The organism is Klebsiella sp. CN_Kp097 (assembly GCF_040064495.1).
Classification (GTDB): domain Bacteria; phylum Pseudomonadota; class Gammaproteobacteria; order Enterobacterales; family Enterobacteriaceae; genus Klebsiella; species Klebsiella aerogenes.
In genome coordinates this window covers 349,375-365,556 of the sequence record NZ_JBEAIL010000002.1, presented here as the reverse complement: position 1 = coordinate 365,556, position 16,182 = coordinate 349,375, and the positions used below count along the sequence as shown (strand labels likewise).

17 protein-coding genes are annotated in these 16,182 nt (G+C 56.7%); 5 read left to right on the top strand and 12 right to left on the bottom strand.

The features are described 5' to 3' along the window. Positions 1–11: 11 nt before the first annotated feature. The 7 genes from ABLV07_RS04000 to ABLV07_RS03970 form a co-directional block, all read right to left on the bottom strand. A complete protein-coding gene (locus ABLV07_RS04000; protein WP_015703445.1) occupies positions 12–1,208 on the bottom strand; it encodes an FAD-dependent oxidoreductase in 1,197 nt (398 codons plus the stop codon). After that, positions 1,205–2,131: a VOC family protein gene (locus tag ABLV07_RS03995; protein ID WP_004211386.1), complete on the bottom strand. Its 927-nt coding sequence runs from the start codon at positions 2,129–2,131 to the stop codon at positions 1,205–1,207. Before ABLV07_RS03995 ends, ABLV07_RS04000 begins: the two co-directional genes overlap by 4 nt. Before the next feature lie 88 nt (positions 2,132–2,219). Beyond that, entirely contained in the window at positions 2,220–3,008 is a 789-nt protein-coding gene (locus ABLV07_RS03990) for an IclR family transcriptional regulator (RefSeq protein ID WP_015703447.1), read from the bottom strand. Positions 3,009–3,021: 13 nt separating this feature from the next. After that, complete coding sequence (locus ABLV07_RS03985) at positions 3,022–3,771, bottom strand: SDR family oxidoreductase (RefSeq protein ID WP_348853332.1); 750 nt, start codon at positions 3,769–3,771, stop codon at positions 3,022–3,024. After that, positions 3,771–4,793, bottom strand: coding sequence for an aromatic ring-hydroxylating dioxygenase subunit alpha (locus ABLV07_RS03980; RefSeq protein ID WP_032413044.1), 1,023 nt, complete (start codon positions 4,791–4,793; stop codon positions 3,771–3,773). Before ABLV07_RS03980 ends, ABLV07_RS03985 begins: the two co-directional genes overlap by 1 nt. A 10-nt stretch (positions 4,794–4,803) precedes the next feature. After that, positions 4,804–5,112 carry a recombinase-like helix-turn-helix domain-containing protein gene (locus ABLV07_RS03975; RefSeq protein WP_004144765.1) on the bottom strand — a complete coding sequence of 103 codons (309 nt, stop codon included), beginning with the start codon at positions 5,110–5,112 and terminating at the stop codon, positions 4,804–4,806. After that, a complete protein-coding gene (locus tag ABLV07_RS03970) occupies positions 5,109–5,432 on the bottom strand; it encodes a non-heme iron oxygenase ferredoxin subunit (protein WP_004151769.1) in 324 nt (107 codons plus the stop codon). Before ABLV07_RS03970 ends, ABLV07_RS03975 begins: the two co-directional genes overlap by 4 nt. Before the next feature lie 427 nt (positions 5,433–5,859). On the opposite strand from ABLV07_RS03970, the gene ABLV07_RS03965 reads away from it, so the two are divergent. Further along, a complete protein-coding gene (locus tag ABLV07_RS03965; protein WP_063410830.1) occupies positions 5,860–7,083 on the top strand; it encodes an MFS transporter in 1,224 nt (407 codons plus the stop codon). On the opposite strand, the gene speB is transcribed toward ABLV07_RS03965, so the two are convergent. The 5 genes from speB to ABLV07_RS03940 all read right to left on the bottom strand — a co-directional run bounded on the left by speB (position 7,080) and on the right by ABLV07_RS03940 (position 11,685). Then, positions 7,080–7,997: an agmatinase gene (gene speB, locus ABLV07_RS03960; protein ID WP_047080345.1), complete on the bottom strand. Its 918-nt coding sequence runs from the start codon at positions 7,995–7,997 to the stop codon at positions 7,080–7,082. The genes ABLV07_RS03965 and speB overlap by 4 nt on opposite strands. A 153-nt stretch (positions 7,998–8,150) precedes the next feature. After that, positions 8,151–8,879, bottom strand: coding sequence for a hypothetical protein (locus tag ABLV07_RS03955; RefSeq protein WP_015703450.1), 729 nt, complete (start codon positions 8,877–8,879; stop codon positions 8,151–8,153). Between the two features lie 152 nt (positions 8,880–9,031). Further along, on the bottom strand, positions 9,032–11,008 hold the full coding sequence (speA, locus tag ABLV07_RS03950; RefSeq protein WP_020077953.1) for a biosynthetic arginine decarboxylase: 1,977 nt from the start codon (positions 11,006–11,008) through the stop codon (positions 9,032–9,034). Between the two features lie 8 nt (positions 11,009–11,016). Continuing rightward, positions 11,017–11,133, bottom strand: a complete 117-nt coding sequence (gene yqgB, locus ABLV07_RS03945) for an acid stress response protein YqgB (protein WP_015369741.1) — start codon at positions 11,131–11,133, stop codon at positions 11,017–11,019. Positions 11,134–11,376: 243 nt separating this feature from the next. Continuing rightward, positions 11,377–11,685 (bottom strand): hypothetical protein, encoded by a 309-nt coding sequence (locus ABLV07_RS03940; RefSeq protein WP_139340791.1) that lies wholly within the window; start codon positions 11,683–11,685, stop codon positions 11,377–11,379. 136 nt (positions 11,686–11,821) lie between these two features. Between ABLV07_RS03940 and metK the strand changes: the two genes are divergently transcribed. The 4 genes from metK to endA all read left to right on the top strand — a co-directional run bounded on the left by metK (position 11,822) and on the right by endA (position 16,142). Beyond that, the gene (gene metK, locus ABLV07_RS03935) at positions 11,822–12,976 is read left to right on the top strand and encodes a methionine adenosyltransferase (protein ID WP_004149807.1); all 1,155 of its coding nucleotides are present in this window, start codon (positions 11,822–11,824) and stop codon (positions 12,974–12,976) included. A 391-nt stretch (positions 12,977–13,367) separates the two neighbouring features. Continuing rightward, the gene (locus tag ABLV07_RS03930) at positions 13,368–14,762 is read left to right on the top strand and encodes a sugar porter family MFS transporter (RefSeq protein WP_015369739.1); all 1,395 of its coding nucleotides are present in this window, start codon (positions 13,368–13,370) and stop codon (positions 14,760–14,762) included. Positions 14,763–14,839: 77 nt separating this feature from the next. After that, entirely contained in the window at positions 14,840–15,340 is a 501-nt protein-coding gene (locus tag ABLV07_RS03925) for a SprT family zinc-dependent metalloprotease (protein ID WP_020077952.1), read from the top strand. A gap of 94 nt (positions 15,341–15,434) precedes the next feature. Next, positions 15,435–16,142, top strand: coding sequence for a deoxyribonuclease I (gene endA / locus ABLV07_RS03920; RefSeq protein ID WP_015369737.1), 708 nt, complete (start codon positions 15,435–15,437; stop codon positions 16,140–16,142). Positions 16,143–16,182 lie beyond the last annotated feature (40 nt).

Genomic DNA, 16,182 nt, shown 5'->3' with positions numbered 1-16,182 from the left:
GTTCGCGTTAATTATCGCAATGACATCAGCGAGAAAGTCGGGTCAGCGAGCGGGACGTCAGAGAGATCCCTCCCCGCCGCCATCCAGCGCTTCGCCAGCTTCACGGTACGTGCATTATTGAAGGCCACCAGTTGCGTTAAACGTCCATCGGCATTCAGCGAGAAGTAGAGCGCGCCCTGCGGCTCGTCACGCACGATGGTGCGGCTGCCAGCCTGCGGGATCCCCAGGATCTGGATATTGCGATCGTATTGATCCGACCACAGCCACGGCGCCTCGTCGTAGCCACTGGCCTGCGGATCGAGCATCGCTTTCGCCGTAGCGATCGCCTGATTTTGCGCAAAGGCCCACGACTGAATGCACAGGCCGTACTGATGGTGCTGGGCGACATCGCCGGCGGCGAAAATCGCCGGATCGCTGCTGCGCCCTTGGGCATCGACGACAATTCCGCGCTCGACAGTGAGCCCGGCATCGCGCGCCAGTTCGAGATTCAGATCGACGCCGATCCCCACCACCACCGCGTCGAAGGTTTCCCGCTGGCCATCGCAGTGCAGCGTCGGCAGGCCGTTATCATCTTCCAGCTCCAGCGCGCCGCAGCCGCGGCGAATATCAACGCCCTGCCCGCGATGCAACTCATCCAGCGCCTGCGAGACCTCCATACTGACCGAGCGCATGCACAGCGCCGGCTGCTGTTCATAAAGGGTCACGGCTACGCCGCTTTTGCGCGCCGAGGCGGCGATTTCGAGGCCAATCCAGCCGCCGCCGACGATCGCCAGCCGCGTTGCCGATGCCAGCCGCTGCTTCAGACGCTGCGCGTCCTGCCAGTGGCGCAGGGTATAGACCTGCGGATGCTGCGCCCAGGCCTCGGACGGCAGCCGCGCGCGGCCGCCGGTGGCGATCAGCAGTTGGTCGTACGCCAGCGTTTCGCCGTTGCTCAGCGCCAGGGTTTTATTTTGCCGGTCGATCGATTCCGCGCGCAGCGGGCGGTACCAGCGCAGATCCAGCGCCTGTTGCGCCTCGGCGCTGAATAACCGCGGCAGCGCCGGTTCGGCCTCCAGCAATGCCGCTTTCGACAGCGGCGGGCGCTCGTAAAAATCCCATTGCTCTTCGGCAACCACGCAAATCTCGCCGCTAAACCCTTCATCACGCAGCGTTTTCGCTGCCCAGCCGCCAGCCTGGCCGCCGCCGATAATGACTATCCGCGCCGTCATACCGCCTCCGGTTTTTTCTGCTGGCGACGGGTATCGTGATCGATACCGCCTTCCACCGCCCATTCGGTAAAGGACACGAGTGAATGCTCCAGCTCGCGCGGCTGCCAGTTTTCCGTCAGATAGTCATCGTTGGTGTAGTACTCAAAAGCGCCGCCGGTCGGGCTGTTGACATACCAGAAGTAGGCCGAGGAGACCGGATGGCGGCCGGGACCGATAAACGTGCTCCACGCGTTTTTATTCATCGCAATGCCGCCGCCGATCACTTCATGAATATCCCGTACGGTAAACGCGACGTGGTTTAGCCCGCGCTTGCGGTTGGGCAACTGCAATAAGAAGAGGTTATGGTGTCCGCCGCGTACGCCGCAGCGCAGGAACACCGCGCGATTGATGTAGCGGTCTGACACCTGGAAGCCGAGTACTTCGCGATAGAAACTTTCCACCGCCGCCAGTTCTTCCACGAAGAACACCACGTGGCCGACGTTAATCGGCTGCGCGCGGTCGTACACCGGGCTCGGGGTGTCGATGCGACGCACATCGCCCCACTGGTTGATCGGTTCAACGTTCAGTTCAACCGCCGTTTGCTGGCTAACCTGCACCCGCAGCGTCATACCGTTGGGATCGCGGCACTCCAGCGCGCCGTCGATTTCACGGAAAGCGGGCTGACGTTCCATCTTCGGGCGCAGCGCATCCAGCGCCGCCCGATCCGCCACGCCCCAGGTCATGCGACGCAGGGTGTTGCCGGCCTCAAAGGCTGGCGGCAGGTCGGCGGCATCGGTCGGGTTAAGTTCGACCCGCGCGCCGCTGAGGGTGGTAAACGCGCGGCCGCTGGCGTCGCCGGTCAGGCCAAAATCGCGCATAAATTTGGCGCTGTGGTTCAGGTCGTCTACGCCAAATTCCAGCTTTTCAATTCCGGTAATACTCATTATTCGTCGCCTCTTTACCGTTCAGTCGCCCGAATTTGGGCGTAAAACATGCCCGACGCAATCAAGCGCCTGCTGTTAAGTTGTTGATTTAACTTGCCTGTGACAAATATCCGAGGAAGCCGGAAATTTTGTCCGCTGCCATACTGACGTCGTTCTGCAACCGTTCGCGATCGCTTTGTGGGATCTCGTCCGACGGCACCAGAATGCTGACGACCGCCGCCACCCGGCCGCTGCGGTCAAAGACCGGATAGACAATCGATGAGATGCCGTGGCGATAGAACGATTCGCCAATCACGTAGCCGCGGGCTTTATCCTGCTGCACCATCTGCCACAGCGCTTCGCGGTCGTACAGCTGGCCCGGCGTATTGCCCGGCAGACGTTCATTCGGGAACAATTGTTCAAACTCGCTGCGGGAAACATCGGTCAGCAGCATGCGGCCAAGCGAGGTGCAGTGCACCGGTAGCCGCGTTCCGACGCTGACCTGATTGATACGCGAACCGGCGGCGCTGACGCGGGCGATGTAGATAATGTCGCGGCCGTCGCGGATCGCCAGATGGCTGCTGCACTGGCTGATATCGCGTAGTTGCTCGATGACCGGCTGACCCACCTGAGCGACATCCAGTGAGGCGATATATTCAAAGCCCAGACGCAGAACGTTCATGCCCAGCGAAAAGGTATTGGTGCGGGCATTGCGCTCGAGAAAGCCCATATATTCCAGCGTCTGCACCACGCGATAGGCGGTCGCTTTCGGCATATCCACCAGCCGATGCAGCTCGGCAAAGGTCAGATCGCGATGCTGTTCGCCAAACGCCAGCAGCAGTTGTAAACCGCGCTCCAGACCCGGTACCAGGTACTTCACTTCCTGATCGTTCGCCATACCGCCTCACTTGTTAGTTAAAGACAAAACCGCCGTTGACCGGGATCAGTTGGCCGGTGATAAAGCGCGAAAGATCGCTCAGCAGCCAGACCACGCTGCCGGTGACATCTTCCGGCTGCTGCGCGCCGCTGAGCGCGCGGCCGTTCTCATACAGCTGATGACGCTCGGCGGGAACGTATTCCGTGGCCTCAACGCGGGTCAGTCCCGGCGCGATGGCGTTGATACGGATCCGCTTTTCACCCAACTCGCGGGCCATGGAGCGGGTCATCGCAATCACCGCGCCCTTACTGGCGACATAGGCCATCAGCCGCGGCGCGCCCCACAGCGCGGTATCCGAAGCGACGTTGACGATCGCCGACCCTGCGCGCAGCAGCGGTACCGCCTCGCGGGTCACCAGCCAGGTGCCTTTGACATTGACCGTCATCACCCGATCCCACAGGTCCGGATTGTAATCGATCATATTTTTACCGCCGACGCCGGTGGCCATCGCCGCGTTATTGACTAAGCCATCGATAGGCCCCTGCGCGCCGATGGCGCTGAAGACCTGCTCGATCGACGCTTGGCTGGCAAGATCGATGGCGTGGGATTCGATCTGATAGCCCTTCTGCTGCAGGCGATGAGCGCTTTCCGCCAGCTCCCCCTGCAGGATGTCGCACATCACCACCGTCGCGCCCTGCGCGGCGCAGGCTTCGGCAAAGTGGTAACCGAGGCCGCGCGCCGCGCCGGTGACGACAATACGTTTACCGTTCAGCAGGCCGTTCATCAGGCGGCACCCTGCTGCGCTTCGCGAAGCGCTAACTGCTCTTTCGCCGCTTTCTGCATCATGCGGCGCAGGCGGGACAAACCGACGTCATGTTGATAGAGATATTCATGATCGCGGGCGTTCGGCGCCAGGCTTTCCAGCACCACGCGATCCTGTTCCAGTACCTCCCAGTGCAGTTTTTCCAGACGGTTGCGGTACATAAAGCGCCACAGATCGCGCTGCCAGCCTTGAACGCCGCGGATGCGCCAGAAGAAGACGCGGCAGTTGTCGTTATCTTCCGGAACCACCATGCCGACGATCCAGAAGTGGCCGCCCGGCCCGAAACGCTTTTTGTACGGAATAGACAGGCGCATCCAGTAGGCGCCGCTGTTGCCCAGTTCAACCCAGTCAAAGTTGACGCCGCTCTGCCCTTTTTTCTCGAAGATAAAGCCGGTTTTCGTCGGCTGCAGCACCATATCGGCTTTGCGATCGCCTTCCGCCATCGAATGCGATGACGAGTGCAGATAGGTGCCGTGCATCGGGTCCATCACGTTTTCCAGCGCGTACTGGTAGTTGCATTTCCACGCCGCGGTGCACAGGAAGTTACTGTATTTTTCGTGATCGGCCAGTTCCTCCGGGAAGCTCAGTTCATCAGGCTGCTGGTCGGCGGTGACGCCGAACCACAGGAAGATTGCCCCATGCGCTTCCTGCACGTTGTAGCTGCGCACGCACTGCTGGCCGACCAGCGGGCAGCGGTCAACCGCCGGGACGTCTTTGACTTCGCCGTTGCCGGCGACTTCCACGCCGTGATACCAGCAGGCGATACGATCGCCTAAGTTCCAGCCCATCGACAGGCGCGCGCCGCGATGCGGGCAGCGGTCTTCCAGCGCCTGCACCTGACCGTCTTTATTCCGCCAGACCACGATCTGCTCGCCGAGACGGGTAATGCCCACCGGCGCAGACTGCACTTCCCAGCTCGCCAGCACCGGATACCACAGGCCGCGCAGTCCTTTATCAAGATAGTTTTGTACCGTTGTCGTCATCGCTGTGTCCTCAGTAGCCGTTAACCTGTAAAAATGCCTGGAAGCTGCTTTCGCTCCACGGTTCGCCCTGTTGGTCATGCATCCTGACGCCATTGAGGCCGTTCACCAGCTCACCGAGACTTTCCGCGCCCTGCTCGAACAACGTTTCCAGGGTGGCGATAAGCTGCAGTTCCCAGTTTTCCGGCACCCGGCTGCGGGTTTGCCAAATCAGATTGTGATAGTCGCCAGGCTTATGGATATTGCCGTTTCCGCCTTCCGCCGGTGGCGTAAACTGGCGGCTTTCCGGTAGCGCCGGGTTGAAGTCCAGGGATTCGCTCATGCCACGTTCTCCTCGATAAAGGTAATCTGGATCTGATTGTCGTATACCCGCACCGGGTAACGATTAAGGTTGCGACCGCCGGGGCCATGCAGGCACTGGCCGGTTTTCACGTCGAATACCGCCTCATGCAGCGGGCATTCCACCTTGCCATCTTCGACAAAGCCCTGGCTCAGGAGCGCATAGGCATGAGGGCAAACGTCTTCCAGCGCGTAATATTCGCCATCAATCAGATAAATACCGATTTCCTTACCGTCGATATTGCCGCTATATGGGAAATCTTCCTGTACTTGCTCCGCGTCACATACGCCTATCCAGCTCATCGCAATCCTCCAGGCTTTTGTTTCATATATGAAACTCTGTTTCTTATTTAATACGGTCAATATAAAAGCGGTGAATGTTTCGTCAAGCGTTAATGTGACGAACTTGTTAATGAATGGCTTTTAAATTAGCTAAGTGTGCAATTGATCACGAAAAACTGCATTCAGATGAAATGATGATATTTAAAGCGGTGATCCATTATAAATAAAAATGCCAATTTAAATTTCACATCCGACTATTGACTTCTTTTCAAATCGATCATTAAAAATGGGCAACAGTGGAAGCCATGGTGTTTCACCCATGAAACAACTCTTTATTTAATCCTTTAAAAACAGATAGTTTCACAGGTGAACCATTTTACTTATGTAACTATATCTGGCGTTAAAAAATAATAACTGGCAATCATTAAATTAAGCGTGGAGACAACGAATGGCGGCAAGATGGCAAGGGGTAATAGCATTACTTTTGTTAATAATTATTTCCTACGTCGATCGGGTAAATATCTCGGTGATGATCCTTAACCCGGAATTCGCTGCCCATTTTCAGTTAAATGAAAACAGAATGTTACAAGGCATGCTAATGACATGCTTTCTTCTGGGTTATGGGTTTTCGGCATTATTATTAACCCCAGTTATAGAAAGTAGATGGCATTATCGTCAGGGACTCTTAAGCAGCATTGCTATATGGGCGCTGGTGTGCGCCATTTCCCCGCTACTCGGCTCACTGCTGGGAATGTTGATCGCGCGCATCGTTCTTGGCGTGGCGGAGGGGCCGCTGTTCTCTCTGAAAACGCGCTTTATCAACGACAACTTCGCCGCTGATGAAATAGGCAAGCCGAATGCGCTGACCGCCCTTGGCGTATCGTTGGGGCTGGCGGTAGGCTTCCCGCTGGTCACCTGGCTGATGGCGCACGTTGGCTGGATCGGTTCCTTCTACGTGCTGGCGCTGCTTAACCTGCTGCTCGGCGGTGGATTAATCTGGCGGTTTCTCCCCGCGCCGCAAGTGACCGCCCAGCGCGCGAAGCCGGGCTTCAGCCAGACTTTCGCCCTCGCCTGGCGTACGCCGCTGCTTGGCTGGATCCTGCTGGTGGAAATCGCCACGCTCAGTTATCTGTGGGGGAGCAGCGCCTGGTTGCCCGCCTGGCTGCGCGACGAGCACCACTTCTCACTACAGGCCACCGGGCTGCTGGCGGCAGTCCCCTTTCTGTTAAGCCTCGGCTCAAAGTTTCTTGGCGGCGTGCTCCTCGACAAAATGCGCCCGGAGCAGGCACCGCTGCTGTTTATTATCGGCGGCCTACTCACCGCCGGTTCCGTGCTGGCGCTGATGCTCAGCCAGCAGCCGGCGATGCTGGCGCTGTTTATGCTGGCGGCGAACGTTTTCTGGGGATTACAGGGGGCAGCGATCCCCGCGGTGGTTCAGCATCACGCCCCGCGCGAAGCGGTGGGCAGCGCCTATGGGATCATTAACGGCATTGGCAATATTTGCGCGGCGTTTATTCCGCTGCTGATGGGAGTGGTGATGAAATCAGTGGGATCGGTCAGTTCAGGTTTTTCCGTTCTGGTGGCCTCGCAGCTGATCACGCTGTGCGCCGGCGGCGTACTGCTGCTGCGCATGCGTCGCGCAGCAGCAGCAGCAGCAGCAGTAAACGCTTAGCCTTTCTTCGCTGCCTGAATGTATAGCATCTCCAGCGCCAGAGTCGCCGCCGCCAGGGCGGTGATTTCGGACTGGTCATAGGCCGGGGCGACTTCAACCACGTCCATCCCGACGATGTTCAGATCCTTCAGGCCGCGCACCAGTTTGATCGCACGGTCGGAGGTGAGTCCACCGATCACCGGCGTACCGGTACCTGGCGCAAATGCCGGATCCAGGCAGTCGATATCGAAGGTCAGGTACACCGGCATATCGCCGACGATCTGCTTCACCTGAGCGATGATGTCATCGACGCTGCGGTCGTTAACCTGGCCCGCATCAAGCACGGTAAAACCGTTATCTTTATCGAATTCGGTACGAATACCGATCTGCACGGAGTGGTTCGGATCGATAAGCCCTTCGTTCGGCGCGGTGTAGAACATGGTGCCGTGGTCGAATTCACAGCCGTTGGCGTAGGTATCGGTGTGGGCATCGAAGTGTACCAGCGCCATTTTACCGAAATGCTTGGCGTGGGCGCGCAGCAGCGGCAGGGTGACGAAATGGTCGCCGCCGAAGGAGAGCATGCGTTTACCGGCCGCCAGCAGTTTCTCCGCGTGCGCCTGCAGTTTCTCGCTCATTTCGCGGGCGTCGCCGAAGGCGTAGACCAGATCGCCGCAGTCCACGACGTTCAGGCGTTCGCGCATGTCGAAGTTCCATGGGAAACGGTTGTGCTCCCAGGCAAGGTTGGTTGACACCTGACGGATCGCCGCCGGGCCATGACGGCCGCCCGCGCGCCCGGAGGTCGCCATATCAAACGGCACGCCGGTGATGACCCAATCCGCATCGCTTTCATACGGCATAAAGTTCATCGGCAGACGCAGGAAACCAAAGGCGTTGGATACCAGGGAGTTATCGTATTGATGACCTAAAGTGCTCATGGATATGACCTCTTTTCGCAGTCGTGGTACGTAAAAAATAAGTATAAAAAAACCCCTCCGCGTCGTTAGGCCCGACGAGGAAGGGTTTGAATTGGGTTACTGCTTATGGGCATAAATTATCGCCCGAAAAACGCCCGGCAGCAAGCGGGACGTTTATTTTTGACAAGGCGCCGGGGCGAAACCGTCCGCCGGGAAGGCCTGGCTCGCGCACGGCGGTAGCGACGCTTGCTCTTTTCCACGTAAAGCGAAGGCCGCAAAACCAATGACTCCAACGTTACGCGTGTCGCCCTGTACGGAATGGGCGGCATAAGATTGCGCGACGTTTGAAAATTCGAATGCCGCCTCGATACGGCTGTTTTTACGAAAGCCTTTGATCGCTAACGAGCCACCAGCAGGCACAATGTAGCCATTGTTGTTAAGCGAACCGGCCTTACCGCTCAGGACATCGAGACCATCCACCGTGGCGACAATTTCATAATCCACGCTGTGGCTATAATTACGGACATATAATTGATACTGAGTACCAACGCGGGCCGCAATGGCGTATTGCCATTTTCCCGTGGAATTATTATAGCGGCGAGTAATAGGGAGAGAGTTAAAATTAGCATCGCGTACCGCATATTCCAGATCGCTATTACGAATGCTATAGCGCTGGTCAAACCCGGTTTGATATTGACCGGAATAATTAATTAATACGATCTCATCAGGATGGGAATCTACGCGTTCTGCAGACACGCCTTTAACCGTTGAGTGAACGTCGCTGCCCCAGCGGGTGGCAACCTCAGTGGAGAGTGCCTTGCGGGTATTGTACTCCGGCTGTTTTGCGCAGCCGCTTAAAAATAATAAACCGATAATAAGACCGTAACGCGGTATGCTTTTCATATTCCGTCCCTGTTTCACTGAATGTTAATTCCCTGCGGCAGTGTACGGACCTTTGTCATTTTAAAAAGCAGCTACCATGATGTTTCAGATTTCATTTATAAAAAAGGGCCGGTTCAGGAATATAAACCGGCCCGCCAGCGGATAACTCTTAGTTACTCATCTTCAAGATAAGTATACCCGTACAGCCCCGCTTCGAACTCTTCGAGGAACTGCTGCTGCAGCTCGGCGTCGAGTCCGGTATTTTTCACCTGATCGCGGAACTGGGTCAGCAACGTATTCGGATCCAGTTGAACATACTGCAGCATATCCGCCACCGTATCGCCCTCATCGGAGAGCTCAACCTCAACGCTACCGTCCGGGAAGACGAAGACGTCTACCGCTTCGGTGTCGCCGAACAGGTTGTGCATGTTGCCGAGGATCTCCTGATAAGCGCCAACCATAAAGAAGCCCAGCATTGGCGGGTTCTCCGGGTCGTATTCCGGCATCGGCATGGTAGTGGCGATCCCGTCGCCGTCAACATAGTGATCGATGGCGCCATCGGAGTCGCAGGTTATATCCAGCAGCACCGCGCGGCGTTCCGGCGACTTGTTCAGCCCTTCCAGCGGCATCACCGGGAACAGCTGATCGATACCCCAGGCATCCGGCATCGACTGGAACAGCGAGAAGTTGACGTAGATTTTATCCGCCATACGTTCCTGCAGCTCATCGATAATCGGGCGATGGGCGCGGTTGCTTGGATCGAGCTGTTTTTGCACCTCATGGCACATGTTCAGATACAGCTGTTCCGCCCACGCGCGCTCCTGCAGGTTGAAGGTGCCTGAGGAGTAGCCGATGTGGATATCGTGCAGATCCATTTGGCTGTCATGCAGCCATTCACGCAGCGAGCGGCGGTTGCCGGTTTCGTGCATCTCCAGCCAGGTTTCCCACATGCTCTGCAGCGGACGCGCGGCGTCTTCCGCCGGCGGGGTCGCCTCGGTGTATTCGTTGCGCTCGACGCCGATAATGTTGGAAACCAGTACGGTGTGGTGCGCGGTCACCGCGCGGCCGGACTCAGTAATCACCGTCGGGTGCGGCAGGCCGTTCTCTTCACAGGCATCGCCGATCGCCCAGATGATATTGTTGGCGTACTCATTCAGGCCGTAGTTCACCGAACAGTCGGACTGCGAGCGGGTCCCTTCATAGTCCACGCCCAGACCGCCGCCGACATCGAAGCACTGAATATTAACGCCCAGCTTATGCAGCTCGACGTAGAAACGCGCCGATTCGCGCACGCCGGTGGCGATATCGCGAATGTTGGCCATCTGCGAGCCGAGGTGGAAGTGCAGCAGTTGCAGACTCTCAAGATGACCTGCCTCGCGCAGAATTTCGACCAGTTGCAGCACCTGCGTCGCCGCGAGGCCGAATTTAGATTTCTCGCCGCCGGAGGATTGCCATTTACCGGAACCCTGCGAGGCCAGACGCGCACGCACGCCAAGGCGCGGCACCACGTTCAGACGGGCGGCCTCTTCCAGCACGATGGCGATTTCCGACATCTTCTCGATGACCAGATAGACCTTATGGCCCATCTTCTCACCCACCAGTGCCAGACGGATGTATTCGCGATCTTTATAACCGTTGCAGACGATCACGCTACGGGTCATCCCCGCGTGCGCCAGCACCGCCATCAGTTCAGCCTTCGAACCGGCTTCCAACCCCAGCGGTTCGCCGGAGTGGATCAAGGATTCAATCACGCGACGGTGCTGGTTAACCTTGATCGGGTAGACAAGGAAATAGTCGCCGTTATAACCGTAGGATTCACGCGCGCGCTTGAAGGCGGCGTTAATCGAGCGCAGACGATGTTGCAGGATCTGCGGGAAGCAGAACAGCGCCGGCAGGCGTTGTCCCTGGGCTTCGCGCGCTTTGACCAGCTCGGCCAGGTCGACGCGCGCTTCCGGGACGTCAGGATCCGGGCAAACGCTGATATGGCCCAGTTCGTTAACGTCGTAATAGTTATTACCCCACCAGGCAATATTGTAGGTACGTAGCATTTTGCTGGCTTCCTGGGAGCTCATCGCAACCTCCTGCATGGAACGTAGTACACCGTGTTCGCCTGCTGACGAAAGCGAACCCAAAGACATGTCGTCAGACATAGCGAACCTCAACTTGTAATATTAACTACTATCGCAGTCGACAGACGCGATAACAACCCATGAACAGCCTTTAATCCCAGCAGATAGTGCTGGCACTGCAGCTGCGCGACCGGTTTCTTATTCATATATAGTAAAACACGTACCCGAAGCTGGTATGACAGCCCGGAGAAACCACGAGAAAACCCTTGCTCACGCAAGAGCGCCCTTGTTCAGTTTTCAAAAAGCCTGGAGGCCCTGGAATCCTGAGAAGCGCCGAGATGGGTAGAACATCGGCAGGTTTGCACGAAAGAGATGCAGATTGCGGGATAGAATTGCGCGACAGAACGACGCGACGAATCAGGCGAAAAACGTTGGTTCATTATCTGGTATCACCTCCACACTGCCCCGAAACAGGCCAGCGACAAGCCAAAGCTATACATATCGAACAGCCGGCGAAACCGCCGCTGTGTAACAGAGTGCTTAACCCGGCTGGAAGTGGCGTCACGAGATGGGGCTTCGTGCGCTTTTTTAATGAGCCGCGCGCGGCGTTTTATACCGAGAAGCGGGGTAAAATGCAAAATAAAAATACGCGCCTTGCCGGGGTTGTCAGGAAAAATTTCCACCACGCTTTTTCCATTAATGCGGGTGATGTCAAAAAAATGTGGAAATGCGATGAAGTTCTGACCTAAAATAGCCATCCAGAAGTTAATCCATCTATACTGATTAACACTCAGACTGCTCGTGTCACTACCTGCAAGCCTTGGTAGGGTCATCTATCAAAGCCTCTCTACACAACAGTATGAGCTACACGAATACTCACAGGTAAAATAAAACATGGCAAAACACCTCTTTACGTCCGAGTCTGTATCAGAAGGGCATCCAGACAAAATTGCTGACCAAATCTCCGATGCCGTGCTGGACGCGATCCTCGAACAGGATCCGAAAGCGCGCGTAGCCTGCGAAACCTACGTTAAAACCGGCATGGTTCTGGTTGGCGGTGAAATCACCACCAGCGCATGGGTTGATATCGAAGAGATCACCCGTAACACGGTGCGTGAAATTGGCTACGTGCATTCCGATATGGGCTTTGACGCCAACTCTTGTGCCGTCCTGAGCGCCATTGGTAAACAGTCCCCGGACATCAACCAGGGCGTTGACCGTGCCGACCCGCTGGAACAGGGCGCGGGCGACCAGGGCCTGATGTTTGGTTATGCCACTAACGAAACTGACGTGCTGATGCCGGCTCCGGTGACCTATGCTCACCGTCTGGTTCAGCGCCAGGCTGAAGTCCGCAAAAACGGCACCCTGCCGTGGCTGCGTCCGGACGCGAAAAGCCAGGTCACTTTCCAGTATGACGACGGCAAAATCGTCGGCATCGATGCGGTAGTGCTGTCTACTCAGCACGCTGAAGATATCGATCAGAAATCCCTGCAGGAAGCAGTGATGGAAGAGATCATCAAGCCGATTCTGCCGACCGAATGGCTGAACGCTTCGACCAAGTTCTTCATCAACCCGACCGGACGTTTCGTCATCGGCGGCCCGATGGGCGACTGCGGTCTGACCGGTCGTAAGATCATCGTTGATACCTACGGCGGCATGGCTCGCCACGGCGGCGGCGCGTTCTCCGGTAAAGATCCATCTAAAGTTGACCGTTCCGCAGCCTACGCGGCGCGCTATGTAGCGAAAAACATCGTTGCCGCAGGCCTTGCCGATCGTTGTGAGATTCAGGTTTCCTACGCCATCGGCGTCGCTGAACCGACTTCGATCATGGTAGAAACTTTCGGCACCGAAAAAGTGCCTTCTGAACAGCTGACCCTGCTGGTACGCGAGTTCTTCGACCTGCGTCCGTACGGCCTGATTCAGATGCTGGATCTGCTGCACCCGATCTACAAAGAGACCGCGGCTTACGGTCACTTTGGTCGCGAACATTTCCCATGGGAAAAAACCGACAAAGCAGCCCTGCTGCGCGAAGCGGCTGGCCTGAAATAAGCCACCCCGCTTGACTCTTAAGGCCAGCCCCGCGCTGGCCTTTTTGTTGCCCCTCATTCCCCACATCTAACGCTTCCTGCCCTTTTTTTGTCATGCAGGCCATAGATAATGGAAGCGATTACATATCTATTATAGAGCCTGGCGTAACTGAGCTTTCTGTTGACGCCAATTCTTTTCACAATGTTACATACCATGTCGAATTTCGCCGTTTCAGCGCAATCTTATTGGCGATAATTGCCTTTTATATCTATGATTTGAATATGCTTTTGCTGATTACATATCTTTACCTTAGTGTAACCGATTACACAGTCGTGATTGTAATCACGTTTTTTTGTCCTGCACTCCCCTACTCTAAGCATCGACAGAATCAATAACTCAACTGGAGGGCGTTATGCCTGACAATAAAAAACAAGGGCGTTCAAACAAGACGATGACGTTCTTTGTCTGTTTCCTCGCCGCGCTGGCCGGCTTACTGTTCGGCCTTGATATCGGCGTTATTGCCGGCGCCTTACCGTTCATTGCCAATGAATTCCAAATCAGCGCACACACCCAGGAGTGGGTGGTCAGCTCCATGATGTTCGGCGCCGCCGTCGGCGCAGTGGGCAGCGGCTGGCTCTCTTTCAAACTTGGGCGTAAAAAAAGCCTGATGATCGGCGCGATCCTGTTCGTTGCGGGCTCGCTATTTTCCGCCGCCGCGCCGAACGTCGAAATCCTGCTAATTTCCCGCGTATTGCTCGGGCTGGCGGTTGGCGTCGCCTCTTACACCGCGCCGCTATACTTGTCGGAAATCGCGCCGGAGAAAATCCGCGGCAGTATGATTTCGATGTACCAGTTGATGATTACCATCGGTATTCTCGGCGCCTATCTTTCCGATACCGCCTTCAGCTATAGCGGCGCGTGGCGCTGGATGCTCGGCGTGATTATCATCCCGGCAGTCCTGCTGCTGATCGGCGTTATCTTCCTGCCGGATAGCCCGCGCTGGTTTGCCGCTAAACGCCGTTTCGTCGATGCCGAGCGCGTCCTGCTGCGCCTGCGAGATACCAGCGCCGAAGCCAAACGCGAGCTCGATGAAATCCGCGAAAGCCTGAAAGTCAAACAGTCCGGCTGGGCGCTGTTCAAAGAGAACAGCAACTTCCGCCGTGCGGTGTTCCTCGGCGTCCTGCTGCAGATCATGCAACAATTCACCGGGATGAACGTCATCATGTACTATGCGCCGAAGATTTTTGAACTGGCGGGCTATGCCAATACCACTGAGCAAATGTGGGGCACCGTGATCGTCGGCCTGACCAACGTACTGGCCACCTTTATCGCTATCGGCCTGGTCGACCGCTGGGGCCGCAAACCGACGCTGATCCTCGGCTTTATCGTGATGGCCGCCGGTATGGGCGTACTGGGCAGCATGATGCATATCGGTATTCATTCTGCTACCGCACAGTACTTCGCGGTACTGATGCTGCTGATGTTTATCGTCGGCTTCGCGATGAGCGCCGGCCCGCTGATTTGGGTACTGTGTTCGGAAATCCAGCCGCTGAAAGGCCGCGATTTCGGTATCACCTGCTCCACCGCGACCAACTGGATTGCCAATATGATCGTCGGCGCCACCTTCCTGACCATGCTGAACTCTCTCGGCAGCGCCAACACCTTCTGGGTCTACGGCGGTCTGAACGTGCTGTTTATCCTGCTGACTATCTGGCTGATTCCGGAAACCAAAAACGTCTCGCTGGAACATATTGAACGCAACCTGATGCAGGGACGCCCGCTGCGCGAAATCGGCGCTCGCGATTAATCCCCTCTGTGCTTCCTCCCCTTTGGGAGGAAGCTTCTTCTTGCTCTCCCCCGCGCGGCGCACTATCCTCTGGCGCTATGAAAACACCCCGTATTCCCATCGCTATCCAGCAGGCCGTCATGCGTAGCCTGCGGGAGCACCTTGCCACCGCCAATCTCAAGCTGGAACGCCGCTATGCGGAACCGACGCTGGTTTATCAGCAGCGCGGCACCTCCGCAGGCACCGCGTGGCTGGAGAAAAACGAGATCCGCCTTAATCCAGTGCTATTGCTGGAAAACCAGCAGGCGTTTATCGATGAAGTGGTACCGCACGAACTGGCGCATCTGCTGGTGTGGAAACACTTTGGCCGCGTCGCGCCGCACGGCAAAGAGTGGAAATGGATGATGGAGGCCGTGCTGGGCGTCCCCGCCCGCCGCACCCATCGCTTTGAGCTTGATTCGGTACGCCAGAACACCTTCCCCTATCGCTGCCAGTGCCAGCAGCATCAGCTCACCGTTCGTCGTCATAACCGCGTGGTGCGCGGTGAAGCCACCTACCGCTGCGTTCGCTGCGGCGATCTGCTGGTGGCGGAAAAGTAACCACCGGAATTAATTAGAAACTTTCTGATCTGACTGATTGCATCTGACACCCTCATTCGCTACGTTGCGGGCTCGTTTTGACACGGAGTTTACGATGTCCCGTATGTATGTTTTTGCCGTCGCGTTGTTCAGCGTGGCAGCCAGCGGCCCGCTTGCGGCAGCTGGTATTCATAGTTTTTCCCAGGCGAAAGCCGCAGGCGTAAAAGTGAATGCCGACGTCCCCGGCGACTTTTATTGCGGTTGTAAAATCGACTGGCAGGGTAAAAAAGGCGTTATCGATCTGGAATCTTGCGGCTACAAAGTGCGTAAAAACGAGAACCGCGCCAGCCGGGTCGAATGGGAACATGTGGTTCCGGCGTGGCAGTTCGGCCACCAGCGCCAATGCTGGCAGGATGGTGGACGTAAAAACTGCGCCAAAGATCCGGAATATCGCAAGATGGAAAGCGATATGCATAACCTGCAGCCTGCGGTCGGCGAGGTCAATGGCGATCGCGGCAACTTTATGTACAGCCAGTGGAATGGCGGCGACGGGCAGTATGGTCAATGCGCCATGAAGGTCGATTTCAAAGATAAAGTCGCCGAACCGCCGGTACGCGCCCGCGGCTCGATCGCTCGCACCTACTTCTATATGCGCGACCGCTATCAGCTGACTCTTTCCCGCCAGCAAACCCAGCTATTTACCGCCTGGGATAAGCAGTATCCGGTGACCTCCTGGGAGTGCGAGCGCGATGAGCGAATCGCCAAAGTACAGGGCAACCATAATCCTTACGTCCAGCAGGCTTGCCAGGCGCAAAAGAGCTAACCTACACTAGCGGCAATTGTTAATTTGCAGCCGCCGTCTT

Excerpts from the sequence above, each read along its gene's own strand:
- ABLV07_RS04000 (WP_015703445.1), bottom strand. The coding sequence starts at position 1,208 with ATGACGGCGCGGATAGTCATTATCGGCGGCGGCCAGGCTGGCGGCTGG.
- ABLV07_RS03995 (WP_004211386.1), bottom strand. The coding sequence starts at position 2,131 with ATGAGTATTACCGGAATTGAAAAGCTGGAATTTGGCGTAGACGACCTG.
- ABLV07_RS03990 (WP_015703447.1), bottom strand. The coding sequence starts at position 3,008 with ATGGCGAACGATCAGGAAGTGAAGTACCTGGTACCGGGTCTGGAGCGC.
- ABLV07_RS03985 (WP_348853332.1), bottom strand. The coding sequence starts at position 3,771 with ATGAACGGCCTGCTGAACGGTAAACGTATTGTCGTCACCGGCGCGGCG.
- ABLV07_RS03980 (WP_032413044.1), bottom strand. The coding sequence starts at position 4,793 with ATGACGACAACGGTACAAAACTATCTTGATAAAGGACTGCGCGGCCTG.
- ABLV07_RS03975 (WP_004144765.1), bottom strand. The coding sequence starts at position 5,112 with ATGAGCGAATCCCTGGACTTCAACCCGGCGCTACCGGAAAGCCGCCAG.
- ABLV07_RS03970 (WP_004151769.1), bottom strand. The coding sequence starts at position 5,432 with ATGAGCTGGATAGGCGTATGTGACGCGGAGCAAGTACAGGAAGATTTC.
- ABLV07_RS03965 (WP_063410830.1), top strand. The coding sequence starts at position 5,860 with ATGGCGGCAAGATGGCAAGGGGTAATAGCATTACTTTTGTTAATAATT.
- speB (WP_047080345.1), bottom strand. The coding sequence starts at position 7,997 with ATGAGCACTTTAGGTCATCAATACGATAACTCCCTGGTATCCAACGCC.
- ABLV07_RS03955 (WP_015703450.1), bottom strand. The coding sequence starts at position 8,879 with ATGAAAAGCATACCGCGTTACGGTCTTATTATCGGTTTATTATTTTTA.
- speA (WP_020077953.1), bottom strand. The coding sequence starts at position 11,008 with ATGTCTGACGACATGTCTTTGGGTTCGCTTTCGTCAGCAGGCGAACAC.
- yqgB (WP_015369741.1), bottom strand. The coding sequence starts at position 11,133 with ATGAATAAGAAACCGGTCGCGCAGCTGCAGTGCCAGCACTATCTGCTG.
- ABLV07_RS03940 (WP_139340791.1), bottom strand. The coding sequence starts at position 11,685 with ATGGCTATTTTAGGTCAGAACTTCATCGCATTTCCACATTTTTTTGAC.
- metK (WP_004149807.1), top strand. The coding sequence starts at position 11,822 with ATGGCAAAACACCTCTTTACGTCCGAGTCTGTATCAGAAGGGCATCCA.
- ABLV07_RS03930 (WP_015369739.1), top strand. The coding sequence starts at position 13,368 with ATGCCTGACAATAAAAAACAAGGGCGTTCAAACAAGACGATGACGTTC.
- ABLV07_RS03925 (WP_020077952.1), top strand. The coding sequence starts at position 14,840 with ATGAAAACACCCCGTATTCCCATCGCTATCCAGCAGGCCGTCATGCGT.
- endA (WP_015369737.1), top strand. The coding sequence starts at position 15,435 with ATGTCCCGTATGTATGTTTTTGCCGTCGCGTTGTTCAGCGTGGCAGCC.